This window comes from Kangiella sediminilitoris (assembly GCF_001708405.1).
In the GTDB taxonomy this organism is placed as follows: domain Bacteria; phylum Pseudomonadota; class Gammaproteobacteria; order Enterobacterales; family Kangiellaceae; genus Kangiella; species Kangiella sediminilitoris.
On record NZ_CP012418.1, the window covers coordinates 1615779 to 1629833 of the forward strand.

Annotated in this window: 15 protein-coding genes and 1 tRNA gene; 4 read left to right on the forward strand and 12 right to left on the reverse strand. The window is 40.7% G+C overall.

Annotation, left to right across the window (positions count from 1 at the left end; all coding sequences use genetic code 11):
* Window positions 1-142: 142 nt before the first annotated feature.
* Window positions 143-2128 (reverse strand): excinuclease ABC subunit UvrB, encoded by a 1986-nt coding sequence (gene uvrB, locus KS2013_RS07430; protein ID WP_068991958.1) that lies wholly within the window; start codon window positions 2126-2128, stop codon window positions 143-145.
* A gap of 123 nt (window positions 2129-2251) precedes the next feature.
* Here uvrB and KS2013_RS07435 point away from each other — a divergent pair, with 123 nt between their 5' ends.
* From KS2013_RS07435 to KS2013_RS07445, 3 genes are all read left to right on the forward strand, one after another.
* The gene (locus KS2013_RS07435; RefSeq protein WP_068991961.1) at window positions 2252-3433 is read left to right on the forward strand and encodes a pyridoxal phosphate-dependent aminotransferase; all 1182 of its coding nucleotides are present in this window, start codon (window positions 2252-2254) and stop codon (window positions 3431-3433) included.
* A gap of 85 nt (window positions 3434-3518) precedes the next feature.
* Window positions 3519-3594, forward strand: a tRNA-Asn gene (locus KS2013_RS07440).
* A 662-nt stretch (window positions 3595-4256) separates the two neighbouring features.
* Window positions 4257-4646: a helix-turn-helix domain-containing protein gene (locus KS2013_RS07445; protein ID WP_068991964.1), complete on the forward strand. Its 390-nt coding sequence runs from the start codon at window positions 4257-4259 to the stop codon at window positions 4644-4646.
* A 119-nt stretch (window positions 4647-4765) separates the two neighbouring features.
* Here the strand turns inward: KS2013_RS07445 and KS2013_RS11850 are convergent, their stop codons facing one another.
* The 4 genes from KS2013_RS11850 to KS2013_RS07460 form a co-directional block, all read right to left on the reverse strand.
* Window positions 4766-5158 (reverse strand): hypothetical protein, encoded by a 393-nt coding sequence (locus tag KS2013_RS11850; protein ID WP_071890153.1) that lies wholly within the window; start codon window positions 5156-5158, stop codon window positions 4766-4768.
* A 489-nt stretch (window positions 5159-5647) separates the two neighbouring features.
* The gene (locus tag KS2013_RS11990; RefSeq protein ID WP_169816863.1) at window positions 5648-5812 is read right to left on the reverse strand and encodes a hypothetical protein; all 165 of its coding nucleotides are present in this window, start codon (window positions 5810-5812) and stop codon (window positions 5648-5650) included.
* A gap of 414 nt (window positions 5813-6226) precedes the next feature.
* A complete protein-coding gene (locus KS2013_RS07455; protein WP_068991971.1) occupies window positions 6227-6616 on the reverse strand; it encodes a hypothetical protein in 390 nt (129 codons plus the stop codon).
* A gap of 482 nt (window positions 6617-7098) precedes the next feature.
* Window positions 7099-7518: a hypothetical protein gene (locus KS2013_RS07460; protein WP_068991973.1), complete on the reverse strand. Its 420-nt coding sequence runs from the start codon at window positions 7516-7518 to the stop codon at window positions 7099-7101.
* Between the two features lie 223 nt (window positions 7519-7741).
* Here KS2013_RS07460 and rrtA point away from each other — a divergent pair, with 223 nt between their 5' ends.
* Window positions 7742-8353 (forward strand): rhombosortase, encoded by a 612-nt coding sequence (gene rrtA / locus KS2013_RS07465; RefSeq protein ID WP_068991976.1) that lies wholly within the window; start codon window positions 7742-7744, stop codon window positions 8351-8353.
* Here the strand turns inward: rrtA and KS2013_RS07470 are convergent.
* From KS2013_RS07470 to cmk, 7 genes are all read right to left on the reverse strand, one after another.
* Window positions 8346-8639: a ComEA family DNA-binding protein gene (locus tag KS2013_RS07470; protein ID WP_068991979.1), complete on the reverse strand. Its 294-nt coding sequence runs from the start codon at window positions 8637-8639 to the stop codon at window positions 8346-8348. The genes rrtA and KS2013_RS07470 overlap by 8 nt on opposite strands.
* Window positions 8640-8722: 83 nt before the next feature.
* Window positions 8723-9427, reverse strand: a complete 705-nt coding sequence (gene pyrF, locus KS2013_RS07475) for an orotidine-5'-phosphate decarboxylase (protein WP_068991982.1) — start codon at window positions 9425-9427, stop codon at window positions 8723-8725.
* 22 nt (window positions 9428-9449) lie between these two features.
* The gene (gene lapB / locus KS2013_RS07480) at window positions 9450-10619 is read right to left on the reverse strand and encodes a lipopolysaccharide assembly protein LapB (RefSeq protein WP_068991985.1); all 1170 of its coding nucleotides are present in this window, start codon (window positions 10617-10619) and stop codon (window positions 9450-9452) included.
* Window positions 10620-10919, reverse strand: coding sequence for a LapA family protein (locus tag KS2013_RS07485; RefSeq protein WP_068991989.1), 300 nt, complete (start codon window positions 10917-10919; stop codon window positions 10620-10622).
* A 60-nt stretch (window positions 10920-10979) separates the two neighbouring features.
* On the reverse strand, window positions 10980-11282 hold the full coding sequence (locus KS2013_RS07490) for an integration host factor subunit beta (protein ID WP_068991992.1): 303 nt from the start codon (window positions 11280-11282) through the stop codon (window positions 10980-10982).
* Between the two features lie 271 nt (window positions 11283-11553).
* Window positions 11554-13230, reverse strand: a complete 1677-nt coding sequence (rpsA, locus tag KS2013_RS07495; protein ID WP_068991995.1) for a 30S ribosomal protein S1 — start codon at window positions 13228-13230, stop codon at window positions 11554-11556.
* Window positions 13231-13363: 133 nt separating this feature from the next.
* The gene (gene cmk, locus KS2013_RS07500) at window positions 13364-14050 is read right to left on the reverse strand and encodes a (d)CMP kinase (RefSeq protein ID WP_083217815.1); all 687 of its coding nucleotides are present in this window, start codon (window positions 14048-14050) and stop codon (window positions 13364-13366) included.
* Window positions 14051-14055: the final 5 nt, after the last annotated feature.

Below are 14055 nucleotides of genomic sequence, written 5' to 3' on the forward strand. Positions count from 1 at the left end.
AATACAAATAGATACACTAATCAAGCTTTTTATGCATACAAAAATATACAAAAGCATATGAAAACATGCTCAAATATTTTATAAGGTTTGGTTGGGGCTAATCGACTCGAAACTTTCTCTAATAGTTTTAAGGTATTGCTACTTAAGCAATACTTTCTTCGCGAAGTTTTTCAATTTTATCCCTTATTTGTGCTGCTTTTTCGAATTCAAGGTTCTTAGCAAACTCCAGCATTTCCTTTTCTAGCTTTTCAATTTCTTCCACACTTTCAGCTAAACTGCGGACATGATATTGCCCTTTCTTATCAGCAACACGCTTTTTACCACTCTTGGCGCCTGTATCCATGACATCGGTTATTTTCTTTTTAATTCCCTGCGGTGTAATACCATGCTCTTTATTAAAGGCTTGCTGAATACTACGACGACGATCCGTTTCGTCAATAGCTCGCTTCATGGATCCTGTTATTTTGTCAGCATATAAAATGGCTTTACCATTCAAGTTACGAGCTGCTCGACCAATAGTCTGAATTAAGGAGCGCTCGGAGCGCAAGAACCCTTCCTTATCCGCATCCAGAATCGCAACTAATGATACCTCAGGCATATCCAGACCTTCTCGCAACAAGTTAATACCAACTAAAACATCAAACTCACCCAGACGTAGGTCTCTGATAATTTCCATACGCTCAACCGTATCAACATCAGAGTGTAAATAACGTACACGAATACCATGCTCGGACAGATAGTCAGTCAGATCTTCGGCCATCTTTTTAGTCAAAGTTGTCACCAGAACTCGTTCATTAACTTCAACTCTCTTGTGAATCTCGGACAGAAGGTCATCAACCTGGGTTCCTACAGGGCGAATCTCTACCTCTGGATCCACTAAGCCCGTTGGACGCACAACCTGCTCAACAACCTGGCCAGCATGCTCTTCTTCATAAGGGCCTGGAGTAGCAGAAATGAATATAGTTTGTGGCGAAATTCGTTCGAACTCCTCGAATTTCAATGGACGATTATCAAGTGCAGAAGGCAAACGAAAACCAAATTCGACCAGAGTTTCCTTTCTTGATCGATCACCTTTATACATCGCCCCAATCTGAGAAACAGTTACGTGTGACTCGTCAATTATCATCAAAGCATCGGGTGGTAAATAATCCAATAAACATGGAGGAGCCTCGCCCGGTTGAGCCCCTGACAAATACCGTGAGTAGTTTTCAATACCCGAGCAATAGCCGAGTTCCTGCATCATTTCAATATCGAACTTTACACGCTGCTCAAGCCGCTGCGCCTCTACCAGTTTATTCATATCATATAACTGAGCTAGTCTTTCCTTCAGCTCAACTTTAATTTTTTCGATTGCATCCAATATAGTTTGTCTGGAAGTCACATAGTGGCTTTTAGGGAACACCGTAACGCGGGTAAGATTTTTAATCACTTCACCTGTTAGCGGATCAAAAGTCTGAATAGTCTCGACTTCATCATCAAAAAGTTCAATTCTGATAGCGTTTTTATCGGACTCCGCAGGATAGATATCAATTAAGTCGCCACGTACACGATAGGTTGCGCGCTGTAGTTCCATGTCATTCCGTGTATATTGAAGCTCCGCTAACCGCCTTAAGATATAACGCTGGTCAATAGAATCACCAACCTTTAAATGCATAACCATACTATGAAAGGCTTTAGGATCTCCCAGTCCGTATATAGCTGACACCGAAGCGACAATCACAGAGTCCCGTCGTTCAAGTAAAGCCCTGGTAGCTGACAGGCGCATCTGCTCAATGTGCTCATTTATCGAAGCGTCCTTTTCGATAAAAGTATCCGATGCCGGAACATACGCCTCTGGCTGGTAATAGTCGTAATAGGAAACAAAATACTCGACAGCATTGTTTGGGAAAAACTCCTTCATCTCGCCATACAGCTGGGCTGCTAATGTCTTATTTGGAGCCATGACGATTGCAGGACGACCACTTCGGGCAATAACGTTTGCCATAGTGTAGGTTTTACCAGAACCGGTCACACCCAGCAGAGTTTGGTGCGACAACCCATCATCAAGACCTTCAAGCAACTCTTCTATCGCTTTAGGTTGATCACCTGCTGGGGCAAATTGAGACTGTATATCAAAGACGTCGCTCATGGGCTTATGACTTTTAGTTAAGTATGCAGTTATTGCGCTCTATAACTTCTTGGGTGGCGTAATAACTTAGAGTATGATTAGCGAATATTGTCTCACACTGAGTAAAAAAATCGAGGGGTTACGGTGACTATTGAACTATCTAAAAGAGTACAGCTTATTAAGCCATCTCCAACTTTAGCTGTCGCAGCAAAAGCAAAAGAATTAAAGGACCAGGGTCGTGATGTCGTTGGTTTGGGAACTGGCGAGCCAGATTTTGACACGCCAGACCACATCAAAAAAGCTGCCATAAACGCAATACAGAATGGCGCAACAAAATATACGGCGGTCGACGGGACCCCCGAATTAAAAGATGCTGTAATAAACAAGTTTAAAAGGGATAACGGTTTAACCTATACACCAAATCAGATTCTGGTATCTTCAGGCGGCAAGCAGAGTTTTTACAACTTGTGCCAGGCGCTCCTCAACCCCGGTGATGAAGTTATCATCCCTGCTCCGTACTGGGTTTCATATCCAGATATGGCGTTATTGGCAGAAGCTAAGCCAGTAATAATTGAAACGAGCATAGAGCAGCACCTTAAGATTACGCCTGATCAGCTCAAAAAGGCAATCACTAACAAAACACGGCTGTTTGTTATTAACGGTCCGAGTAACCCTACTGGCGTTGCCTACTCAAAAAGTGAGCTCAAAGCTATAGGAGATGTTTTAAAGGAATATCCAGACATTATTATCGCTACCGATGATATGTACGAGCATATTTTATGGGCTGAAGAACCTTTCGCTAATATCCTGAATGCCTGCCCAGAGCTTTATGACAGAACAATTGTGCTTAACGGTGTTTCAAAAGCCTACGCTATGACTGGATGGCGTATAGGTTATGCTGGCGGTCCAGCGGACTTGATAACGGCAATGAAAAAGGTTCAGTCACAAAGCACCTCAAACCCTGCAGCCCCAAGCCAGGCTGCTGCAACGGAAGCTCTCAACGGGGACCAAAGTTGTATAACACCTATGCTGGAAGCATTTAAAAAACGTCATGACTATCTAGTAGAGGCTCTTAATGCTATAGATGGCATTAAGTGTTTACCAAGCGATGGTACCTTCTATGCTTTTCCGAACGTAGAAGGCCTAATTGATAAACTTGGGTGTGAGTCTGATCTTGACCTCGCAGAATTACTTCTAGAAAAAGTAGACTTAGCATTGGTACCTGGCTCGGCATTTGGTTCTCCAGGTCACATGCGACTATCTTATGCGGCCAGTATGGAAACTCTTGAAAAAGCTATTGAAAGACTTAAAAAAATAGCAAATTAAATTTTTTTTTAATTTAGGTGTTGACCGATGGGCGAAATATGTCTATTATCTCGCCCCGTTCAGCACACAACGTTGAACAGATAAATCCCCCTTAGTTCAGTCGGTAGAACGGTGGACTGTTAATCCATATGTCGCTGGTTCGAATCCAGCAGGGGGAGCCATATTTTAAAGGCCTTGCAGCGATGCGAGGCCTTTTTTTATACATAACATATTCCTATTGATTTTCATCCTGGAAAACTGCTCTATAGTTTCTGTCGTGAGACTTATCAACTCAATAAAACTACCCTTTTGACTAAGAACAAATTTATCACCTGAGAGCTAATTTAATTAGATTATTTATAAAAGCATTAACCAGAAAATTGGAATACAGAATCAGATATCTCAAGTAAATCATCGAAATTTACAATTGAAAATCCAGATTAAAAGTAAATTTTACAATCGCTATTTGTAATACCAGCAAGTCAATTTTAACTTAAAGAATGTTAAATTCGCTTTATAGCTCTGTATTTATCCATCAGAGGTTAATAGGCGATATATATGGTTATATCTTATTGAAAAGAAATGATTATTTTATGACCAGGCAAAAAAAAAGCCAAGAAGTGATTCTTGGCCAAATCCCACCATATAGCTGAAGGAAAATTGTATCAATTTGTAGCAATTTTACTTGTATCTTAATAGCTTATGTATTTTCACAGTATTGCTTTATTTGTCATGAATACTGTGATACAAATAAACAGTAAAAATACAGTAAATTACATCTTGGATATATATTAATGCATGACTGCATTGAAATCAAGTCAATCTTGCATTGTTAGGATACAATATGAGCGAAATCATTGATCAACTCAAGCAACTGATGAATAACTTTGGTGAAACCGATTATTCAATGCAGCGTAAATCCAATATCAGTCAGTCTACGATTTATCGTATTCTTGAACGAAAGACGACTGATCCGGGTGTTCACAAAATAGATAGTCTAGCTAGAGCTCTAGGTTTCAGGCTTTCTCTGATACCAATAAATGAATCTACCAACCAGATTGATTACTCTTCAGAGGTAGATACACTTAAAAGGATTATTACGCTGGTCGAGTCACTTGCCAACGCTAGAGGTATTGAGCTAACTCCTGAGGAAAAAGCAGAAATGATCCTATCGAACTACCAGGCAAATAGCTCGAAAGAAGAACTAGGAATGAGGATCGTAAATTTAAAGTAATATTATGTCCTTGAAGGAATACAACAGTTTGAGGAAGCAACAAATTCAATAAATCTTGTCTGCTTTTCTCCAGAACATAAAAAAGGCGCCCCAAAGGGCGCCTTTTTTGATTTGTGCAGCTATATTCTAGTTAGTGGCGTCTTTACCTTACTGGAATTACTTTTGCTCTGTACGGGTCTTAAAAAGCCCCTGGACTGAATAATCTTTCGATTCTTTCGCTCGAAGTCCTCTAACTTCTGATTCCATACCAGGATTTCCCGCAGCTTATCCTTTTCAGTCAGGTTACTGGTTTCGATTTGAGAGTACTCCTGTATCAAGCGTAACGCAGTAATATCTGCCTGACGAAAAGCTGACAGATCAACAACGTTCTCCTCGTCACCGAAGAGCTCTATTTCAGCGCCAGTTTCAAAGGACTCGGCGTTTCTGTTTCGATAGGCCTTGACGATCAGCCAAAACAGCGCTGCTGCGAACGCTGCTAACACTAAACCGTAAGCCAAAAATAGTAATGCCATTAATATGTTTCCCTGCTAAATACACAAGTTGTTTCAGTATTGGTGTCAGTAAGGACAGTAAAATACAGATATTTACCGCTGGTAAAGCATAAGCCTGCAAACCCTTAATAAGCTCCAGGTCGGTATAGTGCCTTTCAATGAAACGGCCTATATTGAAACCTATAGCGATCATAGTAAATATAACCACTGCAAGTTCTTCTTTATCAACAATACGTGTTGTAACAGCTTGAAACGCCACGTAGAGTAAAATCAGTATATCTGTCACCATCCATGTTATGTACCACAGATATTTCCCCTGTCCATGTTCCATTAACCAAGGGCTGAGTTGCCAGTTCATAAACTGAACTACAACTAAAAAAGCACAAAAGCTCACCAAACGCTTACGCTTAGTGAGCATCATATGAAGTATGAAACATCCAACTAATCCTAAAGTAAACCAGTCGGTAATCCATCCTTCTAAGTTAAGTTCAATAACAAAGTTCTGCAATATTACTCTCTTTTAGTCACATCTGGCTCATCGTCCTCAGGCTCGCCTCCATTACCACCTGTATACACTTCGAGTACAAGCTTAGGATTGGACTCTCCCCAAGAAGGTTGAATTTCCTGAGGTTCTACCATAGATAAATAACAGATCATAGCGATAGATTCAAACATAATAATCATCTCCAACAGTTAAAAAATTCATTAAAAAAAGGTTTTATCCAAGCGAAAACATAGAAACAGACAAATTATCTGTAAAGTGATTGCCATAACTTATTGCTTTTAAAAGACTTATTTTTAGGAAGAAAGATCGCGCTATGGTCTTCTGTCTAAATATTAAACAAAATAAATAAATAAAAACGTGAAGTAAATTTTACATTTGATAATTTCTTCTTATATAAATCTTAATGCAAATATGAGAATATCTGCTTGATATTAATGCAAATATGCAATGAACCACCAAATTATATATTTATTTTAGATTAGTTTTATTAATACAACATAAAGCCTGGCCCACCCTCTCAGAAGTACGGTTAAAGCCAGGATCAAAAAAAGCGCTAACAAGCGCTTTTTCTGGTCATTATTAATTCATAGCTGAGTTACTGTAAACTTTGAAGGGCATTGGGTATTACTCTGTACCGGACGAAGAAATCCTCGAGACTGAATAATGGTTCTATTATTCAATTCGAATGACTCGAGTTTCTGATTCCAAGCAAGAATATCATGTAACTTATCCTTCTCCTGAAGACTGCTTGCTTCTATCAGTGAGTATTCTTGTATCAGCTTTAGAGCACTAATATCAGCACGTTTATACGCAGACAAGTCAACTACGTTGCCGTTTTCTGCAAATAGAGACTCTACAGACTCTGGGCTATAGAATTCGCTGCTTTGGTTTCGATAGGCTTTTAGGATTAGCGAGAACAGCGCTACTGCGAACACTGCTAACACTAAACCGTAGGCCAAAAATAGTGATGCCATCAATGTGTTTTCCTGCTATATGTACTAACTTCTTTATAATTGGTGTTATTAAAACTAAGACAATACAAATATTCACAGCCTGTAGTGCATAGCCCTGAATATCTCTAATCAAAGTAAACTCAGTAAAGTGCCTTTCGAAATACCGCCCAAAAGTTGTTGCCAGGGCAATTAAGGTCAGAATGGAAATGGCGAACTCTTCCTTCAGAACTTGTTTAGTTAATACGCCCTTAATGGCAATATAGAAAAGTATTGCCAAATCAGTAACCATCCAGGTTATGTACCAGATATATTTATTGAGAGTATGATCCAAAACCAAAGGATTCAAACTCCAGTTAATAAATTGGAGTACAACTAGAAAGACACAAAAATTCACCAGGCTTTTTTGCCTGGTGAATAATAGATGTAAAAATAAACAAGCTATCAAACTTAATGTAAAAGTATTTGATAATAGTTCATTTATGTTGAGTTGATTAACAAAATTACTAAGCAACTTTTAACTGTTCCTTCTTATTAGGGTCAGGCTCTTCCTCAGGCTCACCACCAGTATTGCCGGTAAAAGCATAAAGAGCATTATTTAATTTTACTTTGACGTCTTTATCTGGCTCCTCTTCCGGCTCACCACCAGTGTTGCCAGTATAAGCATGAAGAGCGAGTTTAAGCTGATCCTTGACGTCTTTATCAGGCTCTTCCTCAGGCTCACCACCCGTGTTGCCGGTGTAAGCGAGAAGCGCGAGCTGTAATTGTCCCTTTATATCTTTTTCTTCTGGCTCCTCTTCAGGTTCACCACCAGTATTGCCGGTGTAAACTTGAAGGGCTAGCTTATCAAGATCCAACAAAGGTTGTTGAATTTCTTGAGGTTCTGACATAGATAAATAACAGATTATTGCGATAGATTCAAACATAAGAAATGCCTCCAAAGAGTAGTTTTTTAAAAAAAATATGGTATAAAACAAAAATATCTAATGAATTACGAAAAACGCTCCCGCCCAGGTGGTACCATAACTTGTTGCTTTTAAAAGATTATTATTATTTCAAAGAGCCGGCGCTATGGCTTTATGTACAAATATTAATCAATATAAATAAATAAAAGCGTGAAGTAAATTTTACATTTAATAAAATATTATTATGCCAAATTTTGTAAAAAAGTATTCTATCCCATTGATTTTAAGTCATATTTGCATTGCTCTCATATTTGCATTGCCCCAATCTGATTTATGGATGGCTTACTACAGGGACAATGTAAACCAAGGTGAGGTATGGCGATTTTTTACCCCAAACCTAATCCACCTTGGGTTTAATCACCTTTTGCTTAATTTAGCTGGCTTATGGTTTACCATGTTTTTGTTTATCAAGCTTTTAAATCAGACGGACTGGCTAATCTGGTTCGTGGTTCTCTTTATAGGGAATATAGTAGGTCTGCACTTATGGGTACCCGAACTACAGCACTACGTTGGAATGTCAGGTGCTTTATATGGCTTAATCAGTGCGGCCGCCATAGCGGAGTTGCGTCTAGGGGTTAAACTTAGTGGTGTACTATTGGTTATTGTAGGCCTTAAAATTTTCCTTCCACAAATTATGGGCTACGAGGAAAGTTACGATCACTGGCTAGGTGGGAATGTTATAGAAGAATCACACGTCATAGGATTTATTCAAGGCCTTATATTAGGCTTAGTTTGGCCGAAAAACAGGCTTTCTAAATCTGCAAGTTTTTCGACCAAAACTCAACATCCTAAATAGAAATTTTAGAACGATTCTTTTCTAAAGTTTTAGCTCCGATCCCCTTTACAGCCGTCAGCTCGTCCACTGACTTAAAAGGACCAAACTTTTCGCGATAATCAATGATTGCCTGAGCCTTTTTTACTCCAACACCTTTTAAAGTCGCAGCCAACTGACTTGAGTCAGCTTTATTAATATTAACTTTAATTTGTTGCTGTGATTCAGCCGAACCTGATTTTTCGGCACTAGCGGGAGCAATAGCTAAGGCTAATAGTATCGACAGTGCAAGGGATGCAAAGTATTTCATAATAATCTCCTTCTATATGATAGTTTTCCTTAAGCTGCAGGCCACTGATGACCTGCAGGAAGAAGATTACTGTCTCTGCTGGTTTAAGACAAGTGACTTACAATAGAATCAGAGATATCGCACAAAGCTTTATAGGGATCCTGAGCTTTGGTAATTGGGCGACCAATAACGAGATAGTCAGAGCCAGCTTGAAGCGCCTTCTCAGGGGTCATTATCCGACTCTGATCACCTTTATCGCTGCCTTGAGGTCGAATTCCAGGAGTAATAAGTTTAAATTCCTCACCACAACCCTGTTTTATCTTTTCTGCTTCCCATGACGAACAAACTACACCATCCAATCCAGCATCTTTTGCCATTTTGGCCATATGGTTTACCTGATCTTCTAAACTTCGTTTAAAACCCAGTTCGCTGTAAACATCTTCATTCATACTGGTCAACATGGTTACCGCGATAAGAAGAGGTCTGTGTTCACACTCATTTAGCGCCTCACGAGCTTTCTCCATCATTACCCGACCACCTGCTGCATGAACATTAATCATCCAAACACCAAGCTCTGCAGCTGCTTTACAAGCTTTTGCAACAGTATTGGGGATATCGTGATACTTCAAGTCAAGAAATACGTTATAGCGACGTTTTACCAGCTCTTTGACAAATTCTGGCCCAAAGAGGGTGAACATTTCTTTGCCAACTTTTAATCCACACATGGAAGGATCAAGCTTATCAACAAGCGCCAGGGCCTGTTCTTTATCACTGTAATCTAGAGCTACTAATATTTTCGGATCGGACATGGTTTACCTATTAATGATCGTATTACTCGCCTTCTATTCCCTTGATCGGCTTTACAGAGCTCCATTCCTTGCAGCTTGGGCACTGCCAGTATATAGCTTTTGTGTGAAACCCACAGTTTTCACACTCATATCGCGGCTTACGCGAAATCAGTTTTTCAACAATATCATCCAGAAGTTGAAGGCTAGGTTTAGCCGAATCTTGAGCGTGCTCAATGTGTAAGGCTATCAACCGCTGCAAGCCCTTGAGTGACGGCCTTTCCTGAAGAAATTCACCTATCAATATGGCTGCTGCCTTATCACCTTTCTCTTTTTGTATGATTTTAGAGAGTTCTACAAGTACAGATACACCGGCTCCCATTTCAAGACTTTTATCTAGAAACTGCTTATAACCACTATAGTCTTTAACTTCAGAGTAGGCCTGGGAAATGTCAGGTAGGGCTTCTGGTAAAAATGCGATATCCTGCTGCAAAATACGTTGGTAAGCCTTGATCGCCTGCTTGTATTGGTTTTGACGTAGATGAATTCGTCCCTGCAGTAAGCTTGCACGAACAGAGTCAGGATTAATATTCAGTGCTTTCTTTAAATTGGATAAAGCAGCTTTATTATCACCTTCTCTTCTTTTCTGATCAGCAAGTTCACAATAAAAATGAGATATTGGCTTACTCTGCTCTACCCCCATACTTGACTGTAGAGTTTCTGCAATTTTAGCTGCATCGTCCCAGTCCCTGGTGAGCTGATGAATATTAAGTAATTGAACTAAGGAGTCATTTTTGTGTGCAGGGTCTTCCAGCAACTCTTTAAAGAGCTTTTCAGAACGGTCATACATACCAACAGCATTATAATCCAGACCTAGCTGGTATAGTGCCGTATTACGATCAGATGAAGATAGTTGAGGTCGAGCAATCAGATTCTGATGTAAACGAATAGCCCTGTCCACTTCTCCCCTTTTCCGGAACAGATTACCCAACGCCAAGTGAGTTTCGACCGTATCGGTATCTACCTTTAAAAGATCAATGAATGTATCTACAGCTTTGTCAGGCTGTTCATTAAGAAGATAATTGAGACCTTTAATATAATTACTGGAGAGACTGCCACCCTGCTTTCCTTTTAGCTGCTTACGTCCCACCAGATACCCAGAATAAGCGGCAAGGGGTAACAATGCTAAAACCCCATATAGTAGCCATTGTTCCATTTAAAAAGGATCCTTCCCAGCTATTGACTGTTGGCGTAGATATTCCAATTCTTTCTGGGATTTCAAAAGTTGCTTTTTTAGGCGAGCATTTTTATGGCGATATTTATATACCGCAAAAGACATACCTAAAATGCCCAGCAACAAACCACACAACCCTGCCCAGAAAACAATAAGAGATAGAGGTAACTCTGTATTACCAAATAGGAAATTAATATCTGTGATTTGATCATTATTCAGAGCAAAAACAGTACTGATGATCAGCACTGCGACAAACAAAATAATAGCAAAAATTTTTCGCAAAGCAGATTAGCCCCGAGCCTTGAAGAACTTGATCTATATTCACCAAGCTCTTAATGATAATTATGGTTTAATCGGTTGATCCTTCCCCGCATCCACGCGCTCACGCAGTTCTTTACCTGGCTTGAAGTGCGGAACATGTTTCCCTTGCAAAGACACTGACTCACCTGTTTTTGGGTTACGTCCCACACGTGGAGCACGGTAATGCAATGAAAAGCTACCAAAACCTCTGATCTCAATACGACCACCATCTGAAAGCGTTTCTGACATCTGGTCAAGTAAAGACTTTACCACCAGTTCTACATCACGAACAGATAGCTGAGGATTTTTATCAACTAGACACTCAATCAGTTGTGATTTTGTCATCGGTCTAGACCTCCATTTAATTGAATACCCATAGTATGGGGTATTTCAAGCCAAAAATCATCTAACTATCTTAATTATATGGTATTTTTTACAAATTTCCATCAGTCTGATGACACTTCAGGATTTATCGGCTAAATGCATCTTCAATAAAAAGCTGACACTGGTCCCTTCCAGGCGTCAGCTTGGGAAACACCTATCTGTGTGGCCTAGATACAAAAAAGCCCGACATTCGCCGGGCTTTTTTTGATGATTTGAAAAAATCAGTAGGAGATTACTCTTCGTCACCTAGCTGCTCTTTCAATAAATCACCTAGAGTTGCTGGAGAATTAGAACCTTTCTCATTGCTGAACTCTTTAATCGCTTCAGCTTCTTCTGCAGCGTCTTTCGCTTTGATAGACAACGTCAGATTGCGGTTCTTCTTGTCAACGCCTACGAATTTAGCTTCGATTGCGTCACCAACACTCAGATGCTTGCTTGCATCTTCAACACGCTCAGAGCTGATGTCTGATGCACGAACATAGCCTTCAATGTTCTCGGCAAGTTCAACAGTTGCACCTTTTGCGTCAACGTCTGTGATAGTACCTTTAACCACAGAACCTTTAGGATGCTCGCTCAGGTACTCTGCAAATGGATCTGAATCTACTTGCTTGATACCTAAAGAGATACGCTCACGCTCAGCGTCAACTGAAAGTACAACAGCTTCAACTTCGTCGCCTTTCTTGTAATCACGAACAGCTTCTTCACCAGGAACAGTCCAAGAGATATCAGAAAGGTGAACCAGACCGTCGATACCACCCTCAAGACCGATGAAGATACCGAAATCAGTAATTGACTTGATCTTACCAGTAACTTTGTCGTTCTTGTTGTGAGTTGCAGCGAACTCGTTCCAAGGGTTAGGTACGCATTGCTTTATACCTAGTGAGATACGGCGACGCTCTTCGTCAATATCAAGGACCATAACTTCAACTTCGTCACCCAAGTTAACCACTTTAGATGGGTGGATGTTTTTGTTAGTCCAATCCATTTCAGAAACGTGTACAAGACCTTCAACACCATCTTCAATCTCAACGAAACAACCATAATCAGTTAGGTTAGTTACGCGACCTTGTAGACGTGCGCCTTCTGGGTAACGGTCATTGATATCAACCCAAGGATCAGATCCAAGCTGCTTGATACCTAGAGATACACGATTGCGCTCGCGATCGAACTTCAATACTTTAACATCGATTTCGTCGCCAACCTGAACAACTTCACTTGGGTGCTTAATACGCTTCCACGCCATATCAGTAATATGTAGAAGGCCGTCAACACCACCCAAATCAACGAATGCACCGTAATCAGTAAGGTTCTTAACGATACCTTTAAGCTCCACACCTTCCTCAAGGTTAGCAAGAAGCTCTTCACGCTCTGCGCTGTTTTCAGATTCAATTACAGCACGACGTGAAACCACTACGTTGTTACGTTTTTGGTCAAGTTTGATAACTTTAAACTCAAGATCAACACCTTCAAGGTGTGATGTATCGCGTACCGGACGAACGTCAACCAAAGAACCAGGTAGGAAAGCGCGGATAGATTTAACTTCAACAGTGAAGCCACCCTTAACTTTACCTGTGATAACACCAGTAACTGTCTCGTCTGCTTCGTGCGCAGCTTCAAGTACGCCCCAAGCAGCAATACGTTTAGCACGCTCACGAGATAGACGCGTTTCACCGAAACCGTCTTCTACTGCGTCTAGTGCAACTTCTACTTCGTCGCCAACGTTTACTTCCAGCTCACCCTTGTCATCAGTAAACTGAGTACGTGGGATAACGCCTTCAGACTTAAGACCAGCGTTAACAACAACAACTTCATTATCAATATCAACCACTGTACCAGTGATGATAGCGCCTGGACGCATTTCTACGTTCTGAAGGCTCTGTTCAAATAGTTCTGCGAAATTTTCGCTCATTCGTTTATACCTAAATACGCTCCGCTAAAAAATAAATTAGCTAGAACTTGAGTTAAAATCACCATGCGACCATCCAGTTGCCATGGGTCAATGAGTTTTATTGGTTCATCATCCATGCGAACCAACGTTCCAATCAAGCTTCAGAAAACCCTATAAAATCAAGAATTTGCTGAACCACTTCATCGATAGACAAATTAGAGCTATCTACAACAAAAGCACCCTCTGCTGGCACCAAAGGGGCCACAGTGCGAGTGCGATCACGCTCATCTCTATCGATGATGCTTTTTAGAAGGTGCCGAATATTAGCATTTACGCCCTTTTCGATCAACTGTTTATGGCGTCTTTCTGCCCGTATTTCGGGGCTTGCAGTCAAAAACACCTTATGTTCGGCATCGGGAAATACCACCGTGCCCATATCACGCCCATCGGCTACCAGTCCCGGCAATTGCCTAAACTGCCGTTGTCTTGTCAATAAAGCCTCACGAACCTGTGGGATCGCAGCTACCTTAGAGGCCATCGCACTGGTCTCATCCAGACGGAGCTGAACACCTACATCCTGCCCATCCAACAGTACCATTTGCTCGCCATGGGATGAGGGTTTAAATACAACATCCAGCTCAAGAGCTTCTTTGGCTACCGCCTCCTCGTCACTGACATCAATATCATGCTTAATAACAGACAAGGCTGTCAGACGATACAAAGCGCCACTGTCGAGCAAATGATAGCCTAGTTTTGTTGCAAGAATTTGACTAATCGTCCCCTTGCCTGAACCACTTGGACCATCGACGGTAATCACTGGCACTTTCGATGCTTCACTCAATGCAG

What these genes read in the sequence shown, in the direction of transcription:
- uvrB (WP_068991958.1), bottom strand. Translation starts at nt 2,128, where the DNA reads ATGAGCGACGTCTTTGATATACAGTCTCAATTTGCCCCAGCAGGTGAT.
- KS2013_RS07445 (WP_068991964.1), top strand. Translation starts at nt 4,257, where the DNA reads ATGAGCGAAATCATTGATCAACTCAAGCAACTGATGAATAACTTTGGT.
- KS2013_RS11850 (WP_071890153.1), bottom strand. Translation starts at nt 5,158, where the DNA reads ATGGCATTACTATTTTTGGCTTACGGTTTAGTGTTAGCAGCGTTCGCA.
- KS2013_RS11990 (WP_169816863.1), bottom strand. Translation starts at nt 5,812, where the DNA reads ATGTTTGAATCTATCGCTATGATCTGTTATTTATCTATGGTAGAACCT.
- KS2013_RS07455 (WP_068991971.1), bottom strand. Translation starts at nt 6,616, where the DNA reads ATGGCATCACTATTTTTGGCCTACGGTTTAGTGTTAGCAGTGTTCGCA.
- KS2013_RS07460 (WP_068991973.1), bottom strand. Translation starts at nt 7,518, where the DNA reads ATGTTTGAATCTATCGCAATAATCTGTTATTTATCTATGTCAGAACCT.
- rrtA (WP_068991976.1), top strand. Translation starts at nt 7,742, where the DNA reads ATGCCAAATTTTGTAAAAAAGTATTCTATCCCATTGATTTTAAGTCAT.
- KS2013_RS07470 (WP_068991979.1), bottom strand. Translation starts at nt 8,639, where the DNA reads ATGAAATACTTTGCATCCCTTGCACTGTCGATACTATTAGCCTTAGCT.
- pyrF (WP_068991982.1), bottom strand. Translation starts at nt 9,427, where the DNA reads ATGTCCGATCCGAAAATATTAGTAGCTCTAGATTACAGTGATAAAGAA.
- lapB (WP_068991985.1), bottom strand. Translation starts at nt 10,619, where the DNA reads ATGGAACAATGGCTACTATATGGGGTTTTAGCATTGTTACCCCTTGCC.
- KS2013_RS07490 (WP_068991992.1), bottom strand. Translation starts at nt 11,282, where the DNA reads ATGACAAAATCACAACTGATTGAGTGTCTAGTTGATAAAAATCCTCAG.
- rpsA (WP_068991995.1), bottom strand. Translation starts at nt 13,230, where the DNA reads ATGAGCGAAAATTTCGCAGAACTATTTGAACAGAGCCTTCAGAACGTA.